This window comes from Pseudomonas vlassakiae (assembly GCF_014269035.2).
Taxonomy (GTDB): domain Bacteria; phylum Pseudomonadota; class Gammaproteobacteria; order Pseudomonadales; family Pseudomonadaceae; genus Aquipseudomonas; species Aquipseudomonas vlassakiae.
Genome location: NZ_JABWRP020000002.1, coordinates 251,846 through 273,637, shown reverse-complemented (window position 1 = coordinate 273,637; position 21,792 = coordinate 251,846). Strand labels below are relative to the sequence as shown.

General features: G+C 54.8%; 19 protein-coding genes and 1 tRNA gene. 10 read left to right on the top strand and 10 right to left on the bottom strand.

Going from position 1 to position 21,792, the window contains the following annotated elements:
* Positions 1-156 precede the first annotated feature (156 nt).
* Positions 157-402, bottom strand: a complete 246-nt coding sequence (locus tag HU738_RS03380; protein WP_186600973.1) for a hypothetical protein — start codon at positions 400-402, stop codon at positions 157-159.
* Positions 403-572: 170 nt separating this feature from the next.
* On the opposite strand from HU738_RS03380, the gene HU738_RS03375 reads away from it, so the two are divergent.
* On the top strand, positions 573-1,292 hold the full coding sequence (locus tag HU738_RS03375; protein WP_225923382.1) for a hypothetical protein: 720 nt from the start codon (positions 573-575) through the stop codon (positions 1,290-1,292).
* Between the two features lie 15 nt (positions 1,293-1,307).
* On the opposite strand, the gene HU738_RS03370 is transcribed toward HU738_RS03375, so the two are convergent.
* The 3 genes from HU738_RS03370 to HU738_RS03360 form a co-directional block, all read right to left on the bottom strand.
* On the bottom strand, positions 1,308-3,554 hold the full coding sequence (locus tag HU738_RS03370; protein ID WP_186600972.1) for a DUF2254 domain-containing protein: 2,247 nt from the start codon (positions 3,552-3,554) through the stop codon (positions 1,308-1,310).
* 221 nt (positions 3,555-3,775) lie between these two features.
* Positions 3,776-4,273, bottom strand: coding sequence for a hypothetical protein (locus HU738_RS03365; RefSeq protein ID WP_186600971.1), 498 nt, complete (start codon positions 4,271-4,273; stop codon positions 3,776-3,778).
* A 402-nt stretch (positions 4,274-4,675) separates the two neighbouring features.
* On the bottom strand, positions 4,676-5,422 hold the full coding sequence (locus HU738_RS03360) for a metallophosphoesterase family protein (protein ID WP_186601153.1): 747 nt from the start codon (positions 5,420-5,422) through the stop codon (positions 4,676-4,678).
* Between the two features lie 216 nt (positions 5,423-5,638).
* On the opposite strand from HU738_RS03360, the gene HU738_RS03355 reads away from it, so the two are divergent.
* Positions 5,639-6,103: a helix-turn-helix domain-containing protein gene (locus HU738_RS03355; protein WP_186600970.1), complete on the top strand. Its 465-nt coding sequence runs from the start codon at positions 5,639-5,641 to the stop codon at positions 6,101-6,103.
* 253 nt (positions 6,104-6,356) lie between these two features.
* On the opposite strand, the gene HU738_RS03350 is transcribed toward HU738_RS03355, so the two are convergent.
* The 6 genes from HU738_RS03350 to HU738_RS03325 form a co-directional block, all read right to left on the bottom strand.
* On the bottom strand, positions 6,357-7,985 hold the full coding sequence (locus tag HU738_RS03350) for a hypothetical protein (protein WP_186600969.1): 1,629 nt from the start codon (positions 7,983-7,985) through the stop codon (positions 6,357-6,359).
* On the bottom strand, positions 7,954-9,006 hold the full coding sequence (locus tag HU738_RS03345) for a nucleoid-associated protein (protein WP_186600968.1): 1,053 nt from the start codon (positions 9,004-9,006) through the stop codon (positions 7,954-7,956). The genes HU738_RS03350 and HU738_RS03345 overlap by 32 nt, the downstream gene beginning before the upstream one ends.
* 845 nt (positions 9,007-9,851) lie before the next feature.
* The gene (locus HU738_RS03340; RefSeq protein WP_186600967.1) at positions 9,852-10,508 is read right to left on the bottom strand and encodes a hypothetical protein; all 657 of its coding nucleotides are present in this window, start codon (positions 10,506-10,508) and stop codon (positions 9,852-9,854) included.
* Positions 10,477-13,911 carry a hypothetical protein gene (locus tag HU738_RS03335; RefSeq protein ID WP_186600966.1) on the bottom strand — a complete coding sequence of 1,145 codons (3,435 nt, stop codon included), beginning with the start codon at positions 13,909-13,911 and terminating at the stop codon, positions 10,477-10,479. The genes HU738_RS03340 and HU738_RS03335 overlap by 32 nt, the downstream gene beginning before the upstream one ends.
* A 93-nt stretch (positions 13,912-14,004) precedes the next feature.
* The gene (locus HU738_RS03330; RefSeq protein WP_186600965.1) at positions 14,005-15,432 is read right to left on the bottom strand and encodes a tyrosine-type recombinase/integrase; all 1,428 of its coding nucleotides are present in this window, start codon (positions 15,430-15,432) and stop codon (positions 14,005-14,007) included.
* 218 nt (positions 15,433-15,650) lie between these two features.
* Positions 15,651-15,740: transfer RNA gene (locus HU738_RS03325), tRNA-Ser, on the bottom strand.
* Between the two features lie 264 nt (positions 15,741-16,004).
* On the opposite strand from HU738_RS03325, the gene HU738_RS03320 reads away from it, so the two are divergent.
* The 8 genes from HU738_RS03320 to HU738_RS03285 all read left to right on the top strand — a co-directional run bounded on the left by HU738_RS03320 (position 16,005) and on the right by HU738_RS03285 (position 21,776).
* Entirely contained in the window at positions 16,005-16,676 is a 672-nt protein-coding gene (locus HU738_RS03320) for a Bax inhibitor-1/YccA family protein (protein WP_186600964.1), read from the top strand.
* A 197-nt stretch (positions 16,677-16,873) separates the two neighbouring features.
* Positions 16,874-18,253: a nucleobase:cation symporter-2 family protein gene (locus HU738_RS03315; protein ID WP_186600963.1), complete on the top strand. Its 1,380-nt coding sequence runs from the start codon at positions 16,874-16,876 to the stop codon at positions 18,251-18,253.
* Positions 18,254-18,340: 87 nt separating this feature from the next.
* Positions 18,341-18,733 (top strand): sulfurtransferase complex subunit TusD, encoded by a 393-nt coding sequence (tusD, locus tag HU738_RS03310; RefSeq protein WP_176508839.1) that lies wholly within the window; start codon positions 18,341-18,343, stop codon positions 18,731-18,733.
* A gap of 1 nt (position 18,734) precedes the next feature.
* On the top strand, positions 18,735-19,094 hold the full coding sequence (gene tusC, locus HU738_RS03305; protein ID WP_054886805.1) for a sulfurtransferase complex subunit TusC: 360 nt from the start codon (positions 18,735-18,737) through the stop codon (positions 19,092-19,094).
* Positions 19,094-19,390, top strand: a complete 297-nt coding sequence (gene tusB, locus HU738_RS03300; protein ID WP_176508840.1) for a sulfurtransferase complex subunit TusB — start codon at positions 19,094-19,096, stop codon at positions 19,388-19,390. The genes tusC and tusB overlap by 1 nt, the downstream gene beginning before the upstream one ends.
* Positions 19,387-19,722, top strand: coding sequence for a TusE/DsrC/DsvC family sulfur relay protein (locus HU738_RS03295; RefSeq protein WP_176508841.1), 336 nt, complete (start codon positions 19,387-19,389; stop codon positions 19,720-19,722). The genes tusB and HU738_RS03295 overlap by 4 nt, the downstream gene beginning before the upstream one ends.
* The gene (locus tag HU738_RS03290) at positions 19,719-20,723 is read left to right on the top strand and encodes a glycosyl transferase family protein (protein WP_186600962.1); all 1,005 of its coding nucleotides are present in this window, start codon (positions 19,719-19,721) and stop codon (positions 20,721-20,723) included. The genes HU738_RS03295 and HU738_RS03290 overlap by 4 nt, the downstream gene beginning before the upstream one ends.
* Positions 20,724-20,816: 93 nt before the next feature.
* Entirely contained in the window at positions 20,817-21,776 is a 960-nt protein-coding gene (locus tag HU738_RS03285; protein WP_176508843.1) for a glutathione S-transferase family protein, read from the top strand.
* Positions 21,777-21,792: the final 16 nt, after the last annotated feature.

Here is a 21,792-nt window from a genome sequence, read left to right as displayed (position 1 = left end):
ACTCACTGCTAATGGAAGACAGCCGTCATCAGGGTAGGCTTACGTCTCACGCGGCTTGAATCGCAGCCCTTCGCTTTCAGATCAAGAACAGGCGATTGAATCAGCCATACCTGCTGACGTTCAAGCGCCTGGCCCGTCAGTGACCTGGAAGCACTTTCAGTCATCACGGTAGCCATCATGTGCTTGGATATCATCATTGCAGACACCTATGGCAGTGCTAACTTCTGTTGCTGATGGATGTGCAAGCGACTCCACCAGAGGGAGCGGCGAAACGGTCGTACTTGCGTTTGCACGCCTCAGCTTCAACTGCTCAAGCATCCACTGACCAGCCACATCGAATTCCAGCATCATGGTCGTGAATTCTTCTTCAGTCAGGGCACCTAATGATTTGCCACCCTTCATAAAGCCTCCTTTGGTGAGTCGGCCTATCACCACCGGTTCGCTGGCCTGCCTCAGTTCGACACACGATTCCTCACCTCCTTCTGTAGCATTCAAAGTCAGCATCAGCAATGCTAGCGAGATAGCGAAAAATCTTTGCCCTTGCATATCCTGCCGGGCAAAACGGACGCTGGATGGGTGAGCGCCAAGCAACACTCCAGGCGCTGATCCATCCAATTCACAAACCCTATATGGACATTTCCTCAGGCATGGCTAATCAACGTAACTCACTCCCTCCAGGGCGAGAAACCTTCGCCCAAGACCCTTTCGCACACAGCGCACTAGGTGCGATGAAGTGGGAAACCGCGAGCTTGTGTGCTGGCTATCCTATCGATCCATCCATCACACCCTTGAGCGAGCAATTGAAGAACCCTGTGCTTTGGATGACCCAAGCGCATGCTATGTCTGAGGCGGCATCAGCAGTGCTTCTCAAGGAACAGAAATTCTCAGAGATGCCCCTTTCTGTCCGAGAGGTCTGTGAGAGCCAGTACTGCGCGATCGCCATGATGCTCATTGGCTACAGTCTTGAAGTCAGTCTCAAGGCGATGATCATCGTCGAGAAGGGGATCGAGGGTTACACCCAGATGGGCAAGAAAACTTTGCATCATCGGCTTGATGACCTTGCCTCGTTCCTGCCCGACCTCTCAAAGAAAGACAGAGCCATTCTGCGAGGGCTCAGCCACTTCATCAGCTGGGCTGGTCGATATCCAGATCCAGGTACTGGGAAGGAGCACAAGCTTGAGGAAATTTTCGACTTGGGCGAAAAGCACCAAGTGACAGCTTTCGACCTCTTCAACGTGTGCAGTCGAGTGATGAGGCACGCGCAGACAGTTGTGAATCAAGCCCAGGACTAAGACTTGTGGGAGTCATCACATGGCTCCCGGCTGCGGCTCACCGACTAGAATCTGTGCCATCTCAAGCAACGCTTCACGCACGCGGTTTGGCGCTTGCTGGCCAAGAACGTGGTCGATGGAACGGAATACGCGATTGCCAAAGGGGTTATGGGCACGTTCGGTTAATCGATCAGCCGCTCGTTGACGGATTTCCTGAGAAGGAGCTCCGTCGCTGGCGAGCATCACCCGCAGGTCGGCCTTGAGGTTCATCAAGCTGTCCTCGTCTCCTTTGGCGAGCGCCAAAGCTGTCAGCCCTTGCACAGCGCTATTTAGAATGTCCCAACCAGTTTCCTGACTCCCACCTTTCTTCCCCCACTCTATCAACATCTTTCGGGATTGAATGTAGAGCCCCTCACCACCACGCCTAAAGCTGCGCCACGCGGACTCAAACAAACATTCGGTAAGCGCAAAGTTTTCAACGAAGGTCACCGTCTCCCTGTCATCTGGGATCCATGAAAGCGTGGCCAGTAGCCAATCAGCGTGACGGATTAGTCTGTCTTGCAGATGTTCCGGGCAGGCAGGGGCTTCGGACAGAGCACTCAAGAGTGCCGAAATGTCGAGAGCCCAGCCGATAGCATCAAAGGTAAACTGAGATCGCCTCTGCACAGCTAACAGCAGGAGCTCCTTCTGCGTAATGAAGATTTGGTGGGCCCAGGTCTCGACATTGCTAATGATCCTCGCCGCCTGATCGTGTTCCTGAGGCGCTGCTAATAACTCGTTTACAAGAGCAGTAAGCCGACCTCTAAACGAGTCGACGCTGGTGCCCGAAAAATATGGCCCGAGCGTCATGCTGTGAATGGATGCAAGCCCCACATCCACAGTGCCTAGATAGTTCTTCGAGACTGTCGCCACTGCAGAACGCAGCTTACTGACAAGCGCGCTCACATCACGGTCGCCCTTGACTAGAAGCTCAAGGGTTATGGTAGCGAGCTGCTCGACGCCGGTCAGCGTGACAGGTTGGTGGCTCGCCTTCACCACCCCCACCAGCGAGAAGGTGCCGATTTTCTCCACTAAAGTACCGATGTCGCTGGAGGGCATGTGTTCGAGAGCCACGACTGATGCCTTACCCATTATTCGAATGCCTTGCATCATCAGATCAGGCATGTCGTGAGCTGCGACAGATTCAACCGCCGAAGCCAAATAGGTTGAGGCAAGCAGGGCGTGATGCTTTCTGCGCTCGCGCCCGGAATAGTCGATCCCCAGATACACCCCATAAAGCCCACCAAACGCGCGGATCGTGCTCTCTGCAAGTCGCTCATCACCCCTGGATAGCGCGTCTTGCATTGTCTGCCTCAATTGCTCAAGCGTAGTGTTGATGGTGTGGTCGCTCTCTCCTGGAACGGCAAAAAAACCTTTGCCGCCAACAAATGTGCCATTTTTGGCAGCACAGTAAGCGGCATTGATCAGCACTAGGTGATGGAAAGCAGAGTCGGTGACTTCGTAATCGCCTTGGCCGGCGAAGCGCTTCGCATATGAAATTCCATAGTGGATCGCTTGGTGCGCGGCGGTGACCCATTGAGGATTGGCTTGGTAAAAGGCTGCTTTCGTTTCGTTGAACTGGAACCGCTCACCTTCCCCATTGGCCTCAGGAGCCGCCCCCTTTCTCATGAGGATGGCAGCGTTGTCCGCTAGCCGGCTCCATCTCCGCAAATCGCGACTCAACATGTTCGACATGATGTTGAGCTGCTCCATTGGATTGATAAGCTGGAGCGCTCGACGGTAGGCGTAAAGAAAAAAGAGCACGATCGCAGCGATACCCCAGATAGCGGTGAGCATCGCTGGGATCGCCCAACTCGCATCCGGGATCAACGATGTGCCTGAAATTGCGATGGCGGTGAGGAACGATCCGACGAACGAGCAGAGCAACCGCCGATCAGAACTGAACTGCTTGAAAAGCCCATGGGGCATCCGCTCAACGTTCGTCTGCATCGCGAAGACGATGATGGAGAATGCTATCGCTGCAGCTCCAATCAATGCCGACCCCATCCCTCCGAGAAGACTTCTGAGCGCACCCAGGTTCTCTTGCCTACTGAAGACGTCGCCTACCAAAGACTGTAAAAAGGGAATCATCAGGATGCTTACAGCCACTCCACCGAGAACGGGGATGGCAATCAATCTCATGCCGTGACGCGACCGCCAGAACCCGAATTTTGTCTTAGCTTGAAAGATCCGCATGACAGTGAGCGCATAGGTTCTATGCAGGCGTGCCTTGATGGCTGACATGTCCAATCGGTAAAACGCTCCAATCACGCGGGCTGCCTCGCGACCACCAAGGTGCAAAGCCACAGGGGCCAAACCTGATTATCTTAACGTTTGGGCCCATGAGATTCATCACCCGAGTTGGGGCTGATCCGCATCCATTGTGACCGAGTGGGCCAGAAGCCCATGCAGTGATGATTACGCATGAGCAGACTGGGTAGCGCCCAGTCACTTTGACACTTCCTCTATTTAACAGTGACCCCGTAAGCCGCAAACTCGCCCACCAATTTCTTCCGACTCAACAGGCCTGGCAGCTTGAAAATGTTTCTGTAGCTGTACCAAAACGCCATAGGAATCAAAATTAGCCCGAGACCAAACGTGGCTGTCGCAGCAATCACTCCCATTGGAATTGCCGCCACAGACATCAAAATGCCTTTCAACAAAGTCGACCGAGCGATAATTCGAAGATCGTCAAAATCATACTCGACCTTGCCATCAGATTTCTCGACGGCCACGATAATGATCGACTTTTTGGAGGAATGTTTATAATACCAAGTGCGTGGTGAGTCCGTAACGAGCGCACCATGTCGCCGCAGATACGTTGGAACAACTACTTGTTTATAGTAGAACGCCTTGCCCTGCTCATCCTCTACCCTGACTCGCGTGTAAAGCGCATCAATTTCAGAACTATCCTGAGCATCGTAATTTTTTACTATGATTTTGGCCTTCTTCAATTCAGACATGCACTTCCCTTACCTATGTCCATCTTAGTAACTTTTTATGACGCCGGGATCAACTGAGCAACCATCATCTACACCCATTTAACTGGCGCGCAGTATGACCGTCTGCGAAATACCGCCGAAGCTTTCCTCTACGAAGAGCAGATGAGTGACAGCTACATAGCACGACCCTGAGACAGTCAAAAACAGTGTGTAGCCATGCTCCTGACGTGTCTCCTGGATAGCACTCGTCGTGATGCTATCGCCATCCTGGTATCTATTGAGAGAGTCACTGAATATCGCACCTCTGACACCACTCTCTTTGAGCCGCGCGTCCAGCAAGTAGCCGGTTACAGCGCGACTGAATTTTTGATGGGCTGCCGCCGCCAACTTCTCTACATAATTTGGCATTACAATCCAACTATCTCAAATAATTTCAAGGACAAACCCTTGATCGAACCCGCACTTTTCATTGGGATAGCCTCTAGGGTTACTAATTAAGCGACACCCGGCAACCATCGCATCTACTCGATGGTGAGTGTGCCCAAAAACCCAGTAATCAGCTTGGCCTACTAGCTCTGGCCATTCATTGGAATACGCAGGCATCAACTCCGAATCTTTCTCAGCCCCTGAGAATTCAACAAGAGGACAATGGTGAGTAACTACCAACGTCTTGCCGTCAAAATCCTTGGCTAGTTCTTGACTTAGATAGTCATAGGTCTGGTGATTTCGCCGAATGATATCGTCGACTCTTAATTTCCGGTATTCATTACCTGCCCTGATCAAGCGGAAGTCGTTCATGACACTGCGAGCTTCCTGGGAAGACTGGTAGACGCTTCCCTTCGAAGAAAAATCTGTCCAAGCGCAGGCACCCATAATGCGAAGATCGCCAATGGTCATCGACTCATTTTCGAGCACGTGGACATTAGTGCCAGCAGCGGACTTCTTCATCGACTGAAGCGTGCGATCAATATGGCCCTTATAAAATTCGTGGTTGCCGCAGACGTACACAGTCGGGACTGGAAAGGCGTTCTGTGCCCAGGTAACGCCGCGCCCCTTGGTATGAATGTCACCCGCCAAGATCACCAGGTCGTCATCAACGGCGCCCTCGAAATCGAGCTTCGGTTGGGCGGCGAACTCGACGTGAAGGTCAGAGTAGATTCGGACGCGCAAGAAGTTCTCCAGCATTTGGCCAGCCGCTAGGGGCCTGGTGGTAAAAGTCGAATTAGTCTTATATTGAAACTGCCTTCTCTTTGAGGCGGCGGGGCTCAGGTAAGGCAAATGGTGAGGCAGCGACATGCGCACGACCTGATCCATACGATTCAACTATATAGATTTGTTTGGATCATCGCAAACACGGCATACCGTTCCTTTTTTGGAAGCCGTGAAATGTCGATTCCCAAGGGCTTCGCGTCCGCGCTGCGCCTAGTCCGCGTCAGCCGCCAATTGAACCAAAAAGACCTTGGCGACCAGATTGCTTCGTCACACATCAGCCAGTTGGAGGCCGGGAAAACGAGCCCGACGCTGAAGCTCAGTGTGGAGCTTGCAGGGGCTCTGGGCGTGGAGCCGGTCGCTCTTCTCGCTATTGCGCTCGCAGCCGAGCGAGGCGTCACTCCAAGTCAACTGCTGGCTCTAGCAACTGCCGATCTGGAGAAGCTGCAACTGCTCGACGCTGTCCCTCCCGCTGAGCCTGGTGCCATTGACGCCCCTCACCCCACCACTGCGCGTGCCATGAAGGCAAATGCCGAAGTGCAAAGGCTGAAGGCTCAGGGGCTAAGTCGGATGGAGGTTGCGCAGACGTTGGGGCTTTCTAAGACAACGGTGCAGCGGTACTGGATGACCACTAGTGATTAACGCAGTTGGGCGCCCTATGAGCTAACAGTCATGAAAAGTCTGCTGAAATTATAGCTGACACAAATACTGTATGCATATACAGTTAAATCATCGACCCCCGGTTCCCTCTTCAACTAGCGAGCAACACAGCTTTGCAATGTGCCTGGGTAGGATCACGCTACAAACAGGATGTTTGTAGCGTATTGAGAAAGCCCCTTTCGCGGCGCTTTTTTTCGTTTTTGTGCCAAGCCAATGGCCTGGAGCTGTGCGGCTTTCACGCTGTCATTTTTGGGCTGTAGCTCACCGAACGCGCAGCAAATATCCGCTGCTCAAAGCTGACAGGGCTCTCCTTTTTTTCTGAAGGTTTCGACGGGACGTTTTCTTTCGGATCCGGGTATGGCTGTGGCCTAATCTTAGGCAGAGCCGCCGGGTCGCTGACAGACGGCTGCGGGGCTGCTGGGGCTGCTGGAGCTGCTGGAGCTGCTGGAGTTGCTGGAGTTGCTGGAGTTGCTGGAGTTGCTGGAGCTGGAGCTTGGGGTGTGGGAACGACAGCCGTCGACGATGACGGTGCACGGGCGCTGTAGGTAAAGGCGTAAATAGAGATACCTAGGGCCGCGACTCCAAGCATTGCAACACCCCGGCAACTTACTTTGTAGAAGAGCCCTTCGGCTTGCTCAATGGGATCCCCCACCATTTGCTTAAATTCGGCTTCAGAAAGAAAGCGATAGAGCTTTGGCTGCCAGTCCTTGCGGAGCTTTCGCTGGATGTTGATGAACTTACGGCCCGACATCACGTTCAGCACCGTGTAGCCAAATGCGACCGCCATTACGATCGAGATCAGGTACGGGTTGATCTGCAACGTGAGCCTCGCGGCGATGAGGCCCAGGCCAACAGTCAGCGCGGTGGAGATCGCTGCGATCGCTTGGCGGGTCGCGTCTGTGGCCTTCGACGTTTCCTCCGTCACCGCCTTGCGAAGATCTGTCAGGGATTTCAGGGTGTCCTTGGTGATTTCCGAGACCGCCATCTGATAAGCGATTCTCGCGCAATCCAAGGCAGCGGCCAGGTTCTCCCTGTAGTAATCCTGTACCTCCCCGTCCGCCCGACCGGAACGCGCGATTTCGGCGGACAACAGGATGTGCTTCACCTCTGCTTCCCGCGCGTTATCAAACACCCATGACGCTGCTTCCTGAACAACCTCGAAGTCCTTCAGTGAGATGGGAGCATGGCCCTCTACCGCCTCTGGGATCGTCAGGTTGAGCTTGGGCGGCCCTTTGAAGGTAAGCTTGCTACCACTGGTGTCGATTTCATTCGCAAAGCAACGGCTCAGCGCACCGAATGCCTGCCCTGCCCAGAGCATGTGTAAAGGATCAGCCTCATCGAGACGTTGTCCTTCTGCGAGCAACCAATGCCGCACATCCTCCGGGACTTTTCGGAGGGTCGCTGATTCTTTCACTAGGAGCCGGGGTGATTTAGTCGCCTGTGATTCGATGTAGTCGTTCCCTTCACCCCAACCACAATATGTCCTCGCTCTGGTATTGAAAGGCTGAGTGAGGCCAAGCAGGTGCCAACGTGCAGCAGCGTGCCCATTGACCAGAAACGCCTTGAAGCCTACTTCCGTTGCCACATAGAGGGTCTGTTCCTGGACATGGTCTTCCGGAAGTGGCTTCTCCAGCTCAACGCGGAAAGGCCCGAAATCTTCATCCTCGTCGTCGACGTCAGTTTCGCTGTTCGCGCAGTCGTAGATCGTGAATGACCAGGCAGCAGCGACAGCGGCTTTCTTGATCGACCGAGCAGTCTCCGCAGATAGGTCGGAAACGATGAGGGTCAGGTTGCCCTCTGTGATTAGCGCCTGACGCTTGCGCGATAGCTCGTTAAGCAGGCTGGCCAGGCTTTGGTGTGACAACGCTGTCCTCCTTGACTCGGTCTGTGTCGACGATGATTTGTTTCTTATCTCCGTCGAGCGGTATCACATGGACGTTGGGGTTTTCCTTCCGGTCGGGGAAGAGAATCGTGACGCCCTCAGCCGTGACGATCTTGCGCATATAGGGCTGACGGAGGATCCGGCGATCGGGCTTGAAGCTCAGCTCATGCAGCTTGCTCTTCCTGACACGACTCCGGGTTTCACGCTCAAGGCGGTTGGCGATTTTCTCATCCTCAGGATGACCCGCTGCCAGCATCACTGCTTCAACGATTGCCTCCTCATCAATGCGCCGGCGAGTGCCAAGGTTGGCCTGGGCTCTTTGCAGTGCTTTGGCTATATCTTGGCCGGGGAGGTGCTCAATGCAGGTCTGCAGTGCCGCCTTGAGGACTTTGCGGGTTATCTCGCTCAACTCGGTGTCCGAGACCGCCCTGCTCACGGCCAAGAAGTCGGCGAAATAATCAGCAAGATCCACCCCTTGCTTGGTGCGATCGGTGGCCGAAATGTTCTGGTCGGCAACCCCGCTGATCACCCGAATCAGCGCCGTTTTTTGAATCGCCTTCTTCTCGTCCACCAAGGCATTCACGATACGCCGCAGCTTCGTACCTGGAGCACCATCATTCTGCTCCAACGCAAGCTTGTAGTCGTACTTGATCAGGCTATAGATCTTCACATCCGGGTCTGCGACCGACAGCTCGAACATCAACAGAACGCCATCAGCACTGCCACCCACGTGCGCACGGTTGAAACTGGCGGCTAGGGCCTGAGCGCCGTCCACGAAGGACGTGTCCTCACTTGCGATCGCCTCGACCTCGTTACGGGTCACCGATACCGCTTTGAACATGAACACCGGCGCGGTGGCCATGTCCACGATCTTGCCGATGAAGAACGCTTCCTCCTCCAGAGCCCGCTCTGGCATGGCCGCGAAGTCTTTAGTACCCACGACATGCAAGATCATCCGTGTGATCTTGAGTGAATCAATCTCTTCGTCCGAAAAAAAGCTCATGCCATCTCCATGGAATCTGCCCCCCTCCTGAGCAGGAAGAGGAAGCACCTGCCTCGGCATGCGCCCAGGCGACAATTACGCATCAATTGCAGCCTGCCGGGCCGGTGGCCACTTTCGCGGAGGGCTGGATGTAATGCAGTGGCCGGAGCATATCCGGAAAGGATGGCCAGCGGCCAGTACGACAGCGCTGCTTGATGCGTTAGTCAACTTAGTAGCCCAAGGCCATCCCACAGTGGCAACGCCGATCAACTTTTGCTGCCAGGAAACCCCACGACCGCCTGGCTACACCCAAAGAGTACATTTGTACTCAAACGCTATGACCTTATGCGTTGGCTTGTTTCTCAAGGATGAATCTCTGCTCGTACACCTGATCCGGCATGGATGATCGAGTGAGCGATGAGGGAATGTTGCGTCTCAACGGAAAATAGTTGGAGAGGGCATTGATAAATATCATGGGTACCGATGATATATCGCCAACTAGCCAAGACCAGACAAATAAACGGATAGCGTGAAGAATTAGATAGTGAGTGAAGCGACCACATTTTAACAAAGGTCGAACCTAAAACGCCTAATTCGTCCTGACAATACGCTATTTATGAATAGCGATGTAGCTCAGTCGAACAACCGGCAAGGCGACTATACCAGCGGAGCGATTTTATAAAGTCAAAGACTCTACCTCCGTAGTCGAGTTTACCCACGCCATCTACTCTCGGAAAACCGCTTGATATCTGGCAGCACAAAACTTAAAGCAAAAAACTTACTTTGACTTCATTGATTTATAGCGGGCACACTAAAACCCGGAAAATTCCGAGCCAAATTCAAAAAGGGAAAATATCGAATGCTTTCTACCCAAATCGTTTTCTAATTCTATCTAGCTCTCTAAGCTCATCCAATGTCGATATTTTAGCCCACGGCCCATAAAATCCTGGCTCTGGGAAATTGTCGGACTCCTCGCCCTCTAGAACCGTTTTGTATATATCTGCAGCTTGCTCTACCATGCCATCAATCATCTTCAAGAATGTAACCAAAGCATGCCTTAACGTCTCAAACTCATCCTCCACAACTTGATCTATTTTTCCCTGCGCTGGCAAAGCCACTAAATCAATACCTCTAATCTTTTCTTTAAGCAATAAATTCTGCGACTCAAGACTCGCATTGCGTATCCTTAAAGCTTCTATATCGGTTATTATACTACCTGAAATTGCCTCTACTGCAGCCTCCGCCCCCAGGAAGTCTTCAAGTAGCTTACGGTAACTTGTATTCCTGAGCAGCGTAACGTGGCTCACAGGCTTACAAAGCTCCTCACGCTCTGACTCGGCCTGAGCGAAGAACGCTTTCAACTCAAACTCTGTTACCAGCTTAGCCACATCCTTGGCTAACCTGGTAACATTACTATACTTAGCATTAGAAAGAACAATCAGTGCCTTTCTAATAAACTCTATACGCTGTTGCCTATGATTTTCCCTATACTCATCGAACGTGTCCTTTTTCGGGTTCAGCATCGTGTTTCTCCACTTGGCTGTGCCCGATCCTCTTGGTTATCAGCAAATCGGGTTTCACGGGCACTGGCGGGTTGGCTGCCGCCTGACTGATCTTGAAGACGTCCATAACGTCTAGTGCCTGTGAATTTACCATACTGCCAATTTGCGAAGCTAACGCTACGCCTGGTGGATGCTCACTGATATTGAGGACGCTATCTAGATCCCCCTGCTTCATCAGCAACATTGCTCGAAGATAGGCGAATTTAGTATCCAGATCGGCGCTAGATGCGTCCGGAAAATTCTGGACGTCGATGAGCCGCTTGACCAAATGCTCCCCCCCGGTGAGCTCCACCCGCTTGAAGTGAATCACCAGATCATCCTTTCTGGGCACGAACAGCTTATTCGCCTGTCCATTGAGTGCCATTTGGTACAGCTGCTGCTCAATAGCCTCGTACGCAAAGACTTCACGAGCATACCTATCGTGATCCTCACTCAGCGTCTCGATCACCTGCCGATCAGCTGCGGTGCGTTTGAGATTCCGATAATGTTTCAGCTTGCGGAGCACCTCTACCATTAACTCCTTGCTTTTGTCCTTTTCGGCACTGATCGCCGGCAGGTGACAAACTCCGCGAATGGCGTAATAACACATATCACAGGGCCTGCCAGCCCCCAGCAGTTCCAGGATCTCTTTGGGACACCTATTGTTGAATGGACAGATGTGAGTCGGGTTGTAGGCAAATGCCGTACCTTTACGAGCCCTTAGAATTTCAATTCCGCTTTGATCTTCCTTCACTCCCACCAAGCTGATCAGCCCATGCGTTTTAATAGCTTGAGCAGGATCAGTTTTGATATCAGCAGCTAATCGTGCATTGAGCTTGATGACCGCAGCCGCCAGCTCCGGAGCCTCTGCATCATTGAGTTTTTCTGTATTTTTCAGCAAATAATTCGCAAGTAGTTTCTGATGACTCGGAAGGTCATCCTCTTCAAACACAGAGTAATACCATACATGTGGCTCGGACTGACCTGTCATATATTGACCGACAACCCATGCAGGGAGGAACCTCACTGCTTCCGATACGAAGCCAGCGCGTAGCCCGTGAGGCGTATAATCACTGACCATAGAGTCAACAGTGATCCCCGCAAAAAACTCTTCAGTGTACTCAATAGGAATTTCACCCCCACCTTTCCTCCCTCTTACGAAGACCAGGTCAGGGACTTTCAGATCTTTGAGTTGATTATGGATAAAGCACTGCAAAATCGACAGCATCACAGGATAATATCGATAGTTCGCCCAACTATTTTGCCCTTCCAGCGGCATCCTGAACAATGGCATGAATTTCCCAAATTTAGAGCCCTCCTTATTGCCATACCACAAAGGCACGCTATAACTTTGCGCACTGCACTGTCCGTACCATTTCCTTTGCCTATCAAGGATGGCCATCACCGGACGAGCAACAATCGCAGTCCACTCGCCATGAGACTTATCACTACTAACAAACAGCGGTGACAGCTGGCTACTACTACTGCGATCCAGCATGCAATCGTATCGATCCTTATCAAGCCAGATGAGATGCTTCTGACGAAGTCCGGTCTCACACATAAGCTGCGTCAGGCGAACGTGATTAGGCACGATCCTCGGCACAACTTGCCCTCCAATCTCATAATCGATCGTACGATAAAAACGGGGAAGAAAATCAAACTTATGGATTTTTCCATCGCAGTAGAAAATAGGACAATAGTTCAATTTGCTCTGATCAATGACCGTGACCCGAGCCTCCCCCCTACCCCAAATCGACTCCCACTCAGAAGATTCTTGCAGCTCAGCCAGGCTAGGCTGATAGAGGGAACCCCGAACGACTCCTGGCATTTGACCCTCAGCCATCATATTCAGATGCATAACCAAGTATTCCATGGAATAAAGCATACTCACAAAGGCACCAAAGTACGCTCGGGGAATTGGTCGTTTGACGGTACCGCTCCGCCGCCTCACCGGTGGATAGCAGGCTGACGAAAAATTGTTCGTAAAACGATCAGCATTTGGGATGGTGAACCGGTGCTCTTGCACCCAATCACAATACTCGTCCGCACAAAGCACGCGCGAATACCACGACTCATTCCCCCAATTATTAAACTTGGCGTAGCACTCAAGAAACTTCAGAAATGTCATGGGAGGTTCTTTCTCATATACAAGAACCCCATCTACAAAATTAGCCTCACGAGTAAAATACAACACACAGTCGTAATCATTGAAAGTAGCCGGGTAATCTCGCAAATCCCCATCGCGAGCCAGGAAGAAATTAGGTAGATAGGTCGACAAGTATGCCAACTGCAAATTCAGCAAAAAAATCTGAGTTTTTTCGCTTTGCAAACGCTTCGATTTCACAAATGATCGGAAGGTGGCATCCACTCCGGCACAGAAGACCCTAACCTTCTCAGGCAACTTGGCATAAAACTTCGCACCACCCTCTTGCATATCAAACACAGGCTTAAGCATATACGACTTGACGCAATGAGTGAAAAGAGCGTTAAGATCCACCGGCTTAACGCCGTTCCCATACTCGACGCCCTCGTCAAACGCGATGTCTGCAGCCGTCTTTTTTGCAGGTTTCTTTCTATTCTCCCGAGCAATCTTATTGACGTCGTCGATTTCTCTCCTGACTTCTGCGACTACCTCTTCCACCATTTCCCGAGTTGCAACATTATCCCCAGCCAAAATATACAGGAACTGCAACACACGATATTGACCAAGAGGCTTTTTTCGCCCAATACTATCTTTATAAACCGCAACACAATATTCCCGAGTCAAATCACCCGAACAGTAAACCTGACCACTTAGCAACAGCTTAGTCCAGCGAGTGTAAGCGCTCTTATCAAAATGACTATCGTTCTTGCTGGCGTACAACTTATCATGATTCATTTTTTTTCGAATCTGTTGGAGTGCAGGCGCCCCACCCAATTCGATTACTTTTCCAAGGACGCTATCCAGATGGGTTACGGCCCTCATCGAAAGAGGCAGGATGACCTGCCTCCTCGACCACATGAGAATAAACACTAGCCTGAAAAAATTTGCGAGCGCCTGTTCTTGCCTTGGCGTGCACGAACTCAGTTGGGGATGAACATCCCCGAAGCTCGCATCAGGATCATCAGTGCAGCAATTCACCAGCGCACGATAATGACTTTTCTCCCACAAGGAGAAGTTAATCATCGCCCCCTGAAAATAACTCTCAACTTGAAAGGTTGCATCGGGAGTCACCCCTAATGAGTACTCCTGATAGAAAGCTCTCACCTCTTTGCAAGCTCCTTGAATCGCAGAGGCGATCTCCGACCCAGGAATCAACCACATCATGGAGTTTTTGTATAAAATCTTCATACCATTACTTTTTAAGTAGAACGAAATAGCGAATTTTGGACGAAAGAAGGCCACAGGAGCGCACTTTCTAATTGAGCGCACCCGGATACTCCGCGCGTTTTTTGACTAGAAGTTATTTACAGGGGCCAAATAGCACAAAAAAGTAGATCAGGCTTCGCTGTTTACAAACTGTTCAAGATGAGCAATTTGCTGCCTCAGATGCTCAATCTGTACCTTAGCTACATTGAAGGTACCATCTCGCATTCTCATAAGGTTCATCGCAGCCATGGACGCTCGAAGCATGTGGCTATCTTTGCGCGCATACCGCTGGACTGCCGTAGCGGAGGAGTGCCCAAGCAATTTCTGGACAACTCCAAGCTCGAAGCCAAACGCACCAGGTCTGAAAGGGTTTGGGCAGTGGTTGTGCAAGTAGTATGCGTACATATGGCGAAGAGAGTGAAACCCATAGCTCTCACCCGTCAACGCTTTAGCAGCGGCGTTGAAGCGCTCCCATACGGCTTGATAGGAGGATGGTATGCCCTCTCCGTTGATGAGGTTTCTAAACAGAAACCGGTGCGATACAGGCCTGTGGCGCTTCTTTTCCAGGGCACGCTGCTCGGCAATGTAAAGATCCAGATTCACCCAAAAATGAGAAGCAAACGGCTCTATCATGAAGGTTTCGGGATGCACACGCCCTTTGTGGCTCAGCTTGCTGATAGCCACATCGGTCATGAAGCGCGACAGCTCTTTGATTCGACTGTTCGGATCGATGATCTGAACGTAGTTGTCGACTGGCTTCTCAGGATGAATACAAACATCAGACGTAAACATCGTGAGCGCTTCTGAGATACGGCAACCGCATGCCGCTAGCAATGACCATAGCGTCTTGTCCCTGAGGCACGTCGCGCTCTCGATAAGCCTCACACATAGGTCTATCGGAAAGACTTTTTCGTCGCCACCATAGCTATCAGTATGTGCCATGGTTGACGGCTTGGAGGTGGCGACGAGCCCCACCTGCCGGATCCGCTTTGCCCCACCCGCTATGCATCCTGCCAACCAGCTGCTATTGCCGATTGCGATGCTGATCTTCGTAGGCGCAGCTACGTACTGAGAGGTGATTGCCGGCAGCGCTGAAACGAGGTCTTTTCCTACGTATCCGCTCTCCTGAAGCTGAAGGATTGCCTTTCTGAAAGTTTCACTCGCATCAATGAAATTGTTGACGGCAGTAAGTTGCTTCCGGATCGAGCTCCCCCCCATTTTCCGGTCACCCAAAATCCTCGCGACGGATCGGCTCAGCTCCACACTGCTACCCGAGCCATAAGCCAGGAAATTCTCGTACCCCTCGATCGCTTCAGTCAGAAGCAAAGGCGTTAGGCCTCCATTCAGATCGGCGACCACCTGGATGTATTGGATGAACAGCAGCACTGCTGGCCCATAGGCTTTCACTGTGTTCCAGGCCTTCCGCTTCGAGAGCTCGAAGACCCAGGTGTCAAAGAACTCGCTGGTCACTACGTCAGCACAAAGCATGCGGTACGTTGGCCTACCGGCGCGAAACGTTTCCATGATGCTGATCGACACATCTACCACTGCAGCCATTAAGCCCCCGTCTTGGATGTAGGTTTGCTGGAATGGGCAAACCCCTAAGGTGCAACTGCCAGTTGCAACGGAGGGCGATACTGCAACAAGATGCAACAACACGCAACTAAAAGGTTGCACGTTTTCGCTCTTTGGGGGGCTTGGTCAGGTTGGGGTTAAGAAAATCGGGACGAAAAAAAAGGGCCTAGATCGCTCTAGGCCCTTAATTCATTGATGTTTGGCGGGAAACCAGGGATTCGAACCCTGGGAACGCTCTCACGTTCGCCGGTTTTCAAGACCGGTGCATTCAACCACTCTGCCAATTTCCCGGGGTGTTCGTAGCGCCAGTGGACACCAGCACTATAAGATGCAACTAGAAGGGGCTTTAGATAAGAACTCTAGGATAGTTGCCCATCGACGGTTTTCAAGACCGTTGCCTTAAACCACTCGGCCACGCTTCCAGCTCGTTTTGCGGCCGCCATAATACCGTAATGAAACAAGCTGTCAAACTCTCTGTGTCGCGGGTTGCGGTGCGTCTGTTAGACTGCCTGCATCTGAACGTCCAAAACCATGGATTCATAAGGAGTGTCGCCATGCGCGAACAGGATTATGCCGTACACCACGGCCAGCAAGCCGAGCAGCAGGAGGTCAGCAAGGTCCTGCGCAACACGTACAGCCTGCTGGCACTCACCCTCGCCTTCAGCGGTGTCATGGCCTTCGTTGCCCAGCAGATGCGTGTCGGCTACCCGAACGTGTTCGTCGTGCTGATCGGCTTCTACGGCCTCTTCTTCCTCACCAAAAAACTGCGTGATTCGGCCTGGGGCCTGGTGTCTACCTTCGCCCTTACCGGTTTCATGGGCTTCATCCTCGGCCCGATCCTCAACCGCTACCTGGGCATGGCCGGTGGCGCTGAAGTGGTCAGCTCGGCGTTTGCCATGACGGCGCTGGTGTTTGGTGGCCTGTCGGCCTACGTGCTGATCACCCGCAAGGACATGAGCTTCCTCAGCGGTTTCATCACCGCTGGTTTCTTTGTGCTGCTGGGTGCCGTGGTCGCGAGCTTCTTCTTCCAGATCAGCGGTCTGCAACTTGCGATCAGTGCCGGCTTCGTGCTGTTCTCGTCGGTCTGCATTCTGTTCCAGACCAGCGCGATCATTCATGGCGGTGAGCGGAACTACATCATGGCCACCATCAGCCTGTATGTGTCGATCTACAACCTGTTTATCAGCTTGCTGCAGCTGTTTGGCATCATGGGTCGTGATGACTGATTGATTGCTGATTGGGAAAGCCCGCTTCGGCGGGCTTTTCTTTGTGCGTTGGAAATGTTGTGGGCCTGCACGCTGACTTAAAAGTCAGGAAATAGGACAAATGGTCGCCGATCATGCCGCCATCGTGCATTGCCCTACCGCAATCGCACTTCAGCCCGTAGAATGCGCTCCTTTTTTCTTCCGGGGCAGCTTCACTGATGAGCTCACACGAACACAGCCCAGGCGCGGCGGCGCCTGCCAACGAACTGGTACTTGGCCTTGAGGACAAGCCACGGCTGTTGATCGGCCTGCTGGCAGCCCTGCAGCATCTGCTGGCGATCATCGTACCGATCGTTACCCCCGGCCTGCTGATCTGCCAGGCGCTGGGCGTTTCGGCTCGCGATACCAACCTCATCGTCTCCATGTCGCTGGTGATCTCCGGTATCGCCACCTTCGTGCAGTGCAAGCGCTTCGGCCCGTTCGGTGCCGGGCTGCTGATCGTGCAGGGCACCAGCTTCAACTTCGTTGGGCCACTGATTGCCGGCGGCGCGTTGATGGTCAAGCAAGGTACGCCGGTGGAAAGCGTAATGGCGGCGATCTTCGGTGTGGTGATTGCCGGCTCGTTCGTCGAAATGGGCGTGTCGCGCATCCTGCCGTTCGTCAAACGCCTGATCACCCCACTGGTGACCGGCATCGTGGTGCTGATGATCGGCCTGACCCTGATCAAGGTCGGCCTGATCAGCATGGGTGGCGGCTTCGGCGCCATGGCCAATGGCACCTTCGCCAACGGCGAAAACCTGATGCTGTCGGGTGCCGTGCTGGCGGTGATCGTGATCCTCAACCGCATCCCGGTGGTCTGGATGCGCAGCTGCGCGATCGTCATTGCCCTGGCAGTCGGCTATGCCCTGGCCGGTTACCTCGGCCGCCTGGACTTCACCGGCATGCACGAAGCCGCGCTGTTCCAGGTGCCGATGCCGCTGCATTTCGGCCTGGGCTTCTCCTGGGCGCTGTTCATTCCGATGCTGGTGATCTACCTGGTGACTTCGCTGGAAGCCATCGGTGATGTCACCGCGACCAGCAAGGTTTCGCGCCAACCGGTCGAAGGCCCGCTGTGGATGTCGCGCATCAAGGGCGGGGTGCTGGTCAACGGCGCCAACTCGCTGTTGGCTGGCCTGTTCAACACCTTCCCCAGCTCGATCTTTGCCCAGAACAACGGCGTGATTCAGCTGACCGGCATTGCCAGCCGCCATATCGGCATCTGGATTGCCGTGATGCTGGTGCTGCTGGGGCTGTTCCCGAGCGTGGCCGGCGTGATCCAGGCGGTACCTGAGCCGGTGCTGGGTGGTGCGGCCATGGTCATGTTCGGCGCGGTGGCCGCGTCGGGCATCAATATTCTGGCCAGTACTCGCCTGGACCGTCGCGCCCTGCTGATCATCGCCGTGTCGCTGGCGCTGGGCCTGGGCGTGGCGCAGGTGCCGGAGTTCCTCGCACACATGCCTGCTGCGATCCGCAATGTGCTGGAGTCGGGTGTGGCCACCGGGGGTATCTGCGCCCTGGTGCTCAACTGGTTCCTGCCGGAAAGCAAGGAAAACACCTGACCCGCGCCTGCCGCGCCGACAAAGCCCGCGCCCACTTGCGCGGGCTTTTTGCTTTATCATGGCGCCATTCCTTTGCACGAGTTGTCCATGAAATTCGCTATCGCGGTTTTTTCCCCGGCCCATGCGCCCTCTTCGCGCCGCGCCTTGCGCTTCGCCGAGGCAGCGCTGGCTGGCGGGCATGAGATTGCCCGGCTGTTCTTCTACCAGGACGGGGTGCACAGCGCCTCGGCCAACGTGGTCGCGCCCCAGGATGAACAGGACATCGCCGCCCAATGGCGGACCTTCATCGAAATGAACCGCCTCGACGCAGTGGTGTGTATCGCCGCCGCGCTGCGCCGCGGCGTGCTCGATGACGCCGAAGCCAACCGCTACCAGCGCCCGGCGGTCAACCTGCCCAAGCCGTGGGAGCTGTCTGGCCTCGGCCAACTGCACGAAGCCGCACAAACTGCCGACCGCCTGGTCTGCTTCGGAGGCGACTGAAATGGCCAAATCCATGTTGATCATCAGCCGCCAGGCCCCCTGGAACGGCCCGGCTGCCCGCGAAGCGCTGGACATCGCCCTGGCCGGCGGCGCCTTCGATCTGCCGCTGGCCATGCTGTTCCTCGATGACGGCGTGTTCCAGTTGGCACCCGGTCAGCAACCTGCCGCCGTGGAGCAGAAGAACCTCGCAGCCAATCTGCAGGCGCTGCCGATGTTTGGCGTCGAGGAGCTGTTTGCCTGCCAGCACAGCCTGGCGCGCCGCGGCCTGGCCGCCGATGGCCTGGAGCTGCCGGTGGAGGTGCTGGACAACGCAGCCCTGCAAGCCCTGATTGCCCGTTTCGACCAAGTGGTGACGCTCTGATGCCAACCCTGCACGTGTTATCCCACTCGCCGTTCGGCGACGAACGCCTGGACAGCTGCCTGCGCCTGTTGGGCGCTGACGATGGCGTGCTGCTGTGTGGCGATGCGGTCTATGCGCTGCGCGACGGCAGTGACAGCCAGCGCCAACTGCAGGCTGCCAACCTGGCACAGCGCCTGTTCGCCCTCGACGAAGACCTGCTCGCCCGTGGCATCAGCAGCGCGCTGGCCGAGGCCGTGAACTACCAGGCCTTCGTCGAGCTGTCACTGCACTACGACAAGGTCAACAGCTGGCTATGAGTACGCTGAACATTGGCGATCGCGCCATTGCGCTGGACAAGGACGGCTTCCTGGTCGACTTGCAAGACTGGTCGCGCCCCGTCGCCGAAGCCCTGGCCGAGCGCGAAAGCATCGCCCTGACCGCCGACCACTGGGAAATCCTCGAACTGCTGCGCCAGTTCTACAACGAATATCAGCTGTCGCCGGCCACTCGCCCACTGATCAAGTACGCCGCGCTCAAGCTGGGCACGGAAAAAGGCAACAGCCCGCACCTTAACCGCCTGTTCAATGGCACCCCTGCCAAACTCGCCGCCAAGCTGGCGGGCCTGCCCAAGCCGACCAATTGCATATGACCGACGCCCGCCCGCTGACCCTGGAAACACCGGCCGAACACCCGTTCGCCGAATTCGTGCGCATCCTTGGCAAAGGCAAACGCGGCGCCCGCGGCCTGACCCGCGAGGAAGCCCGCGCCGCTATGACCCTGCTGCTCGAAGGCAAGGTCGAAGACACTCAGCTCGGTGCCTTCCTGATGCTGCTGCGGCACAAGGAAGAGAGCGCAGAAGAACTCGCCGGCTTCACCGAAGCCCTGCGCGCGCACCTGCAAGCGCCGAGTATCGCCGTGGATATCGACTGGCCGACCTACGCCGGCAAGAAGCGCCACCTGCCCTGGTACCTGCTGAGCGCCAAGTGCCTGGCCGCCAACGGTGTGCGCATCCTCATGCACGGCGGCGGCGCACATACCGCCGGGCGCCTGTACACCGAACAGCTGCTGGTGCTGCTGGAGATCCCGCTGTGCCGCGACTGGGCGGCGGTCAGCCAGGCCCTCGATCAGCAGCGCCTGGCCTTCGCCCCGCTGCATGACTGGGCGCCACAGCTGCAGCGGATGATCGACCTGCGCAACACGCTGGGCCTGCGCTCGCCCATCCATTCCCTGGCCCGAGTGCTGAATCCACTGGCTGCGCGCTGCGGCCTGCAGAGCATCTTCCACCCTGGTTACCAGGCGGTGCACCGTGAAGCCAGCCGCCTGCTCGGCGACCATGCCGTGGTGATAAAGGGTGATGGCGGCGAAATCGAGATCAACCCCGATGTCATCAGCCACCTTTACGGCACCCGCGCAGGCGAAGCCTGGGACGAGGAATGGCCGGCGCTGAGCGAACGCCGCCATGTGAAACCACCAAGCTTGCAACCCGAGCATTTACTCGCGGTCTGGCGCGGCGAGGCCGAGGACAGCTACGGCGAAATGGCCGTCGTGGCAACCATGGCCCTGGCGCTACGGGGCCTGGGCCAGGGCCGCGAACAGGCCTTCGCATCCGCACAGGGCTACTGGGCTGCACGCAACCAATCGAATAACTAGATAATCAAGGGGCGTTCTTTGCGCTAGTTATTCGAACGTTTTCCCCTAGACTGGGCTCCAACGCTTAACAACTTTGTTTCCGAGGAGCTCAACATGGGCCTTTTGATCGACGGCCGCTGGCACGACCAGTGGTATGAAAACGGCAAGGACGGCACCTTCAAACGCGAAAACGCCCAGCGTCGCAATCAGCTGCCCGCCGCGGAAGCCGGCCGCTACCACTTGTACGTTTCGCTGGCCTGCCCATGGGCCCACCGCACCCTGATCGTGCGCGCACTAAAGGGCCTGGAGCCATTGATCGACGTATCGGTGGTGAGTTGGCTGATGCAGGATCACGGCTGGACCTTCGACCAGCAGCAAGGCTCCACTGGCGACCACCTCGACGCCCTGCAATACCTGCACCAGCGCTACACCCAGGACGACCCGCACTACACCGGCCGCGTAACCGTGCCCGTGCTGTGGGACAAGAAAGAAAAGCGCATCGTCAACAACGAATCGTCGGAGATCATCCGGATCTTCAACAGCGCGTTCAACGAACTGACCGGTAACACCCTGGACCTGTACCCCGAGCCGCTGCGCCCGACCATCGAAGCGCTGAACGAGCGCATTTACCCGGCCGTCAACAACGGCGTGTACCGGGCAGGCTTCGCCACTACCCAGGACGCCTACGAGGCTGCCTTCGATGACGTATTCAACGAACTGGACCATCTGGAACAGCTGCTGGGCCGCAATCGCTACCTGGCCGGCGAATACCTGACCGAGGCCGATGTGCGCCTGTTCACCACCTTGGTACGCTTCGATGCGGTGTACCACGGGCACTTCAAGTGCAACCTGCGCCGCCTGAGCGACTACCACAACCTGTCCAACTGGCTACGCGAGTTGTACCAGTGGCCGGGCATCGCAGGCACTGTGGATATGGAGCATATCCAGAAGCATTACTACATGAGCCACAAGACCATCAACCCGAACGGCATCGTGCCCAAGGGCCCGCTTCAGGACTTCAATCAGCCCCATGATCGGGAGCGGTTGGCGGGCAAAGGGATTTATCAGGCTTGAGATAGCCGGGGCCGCT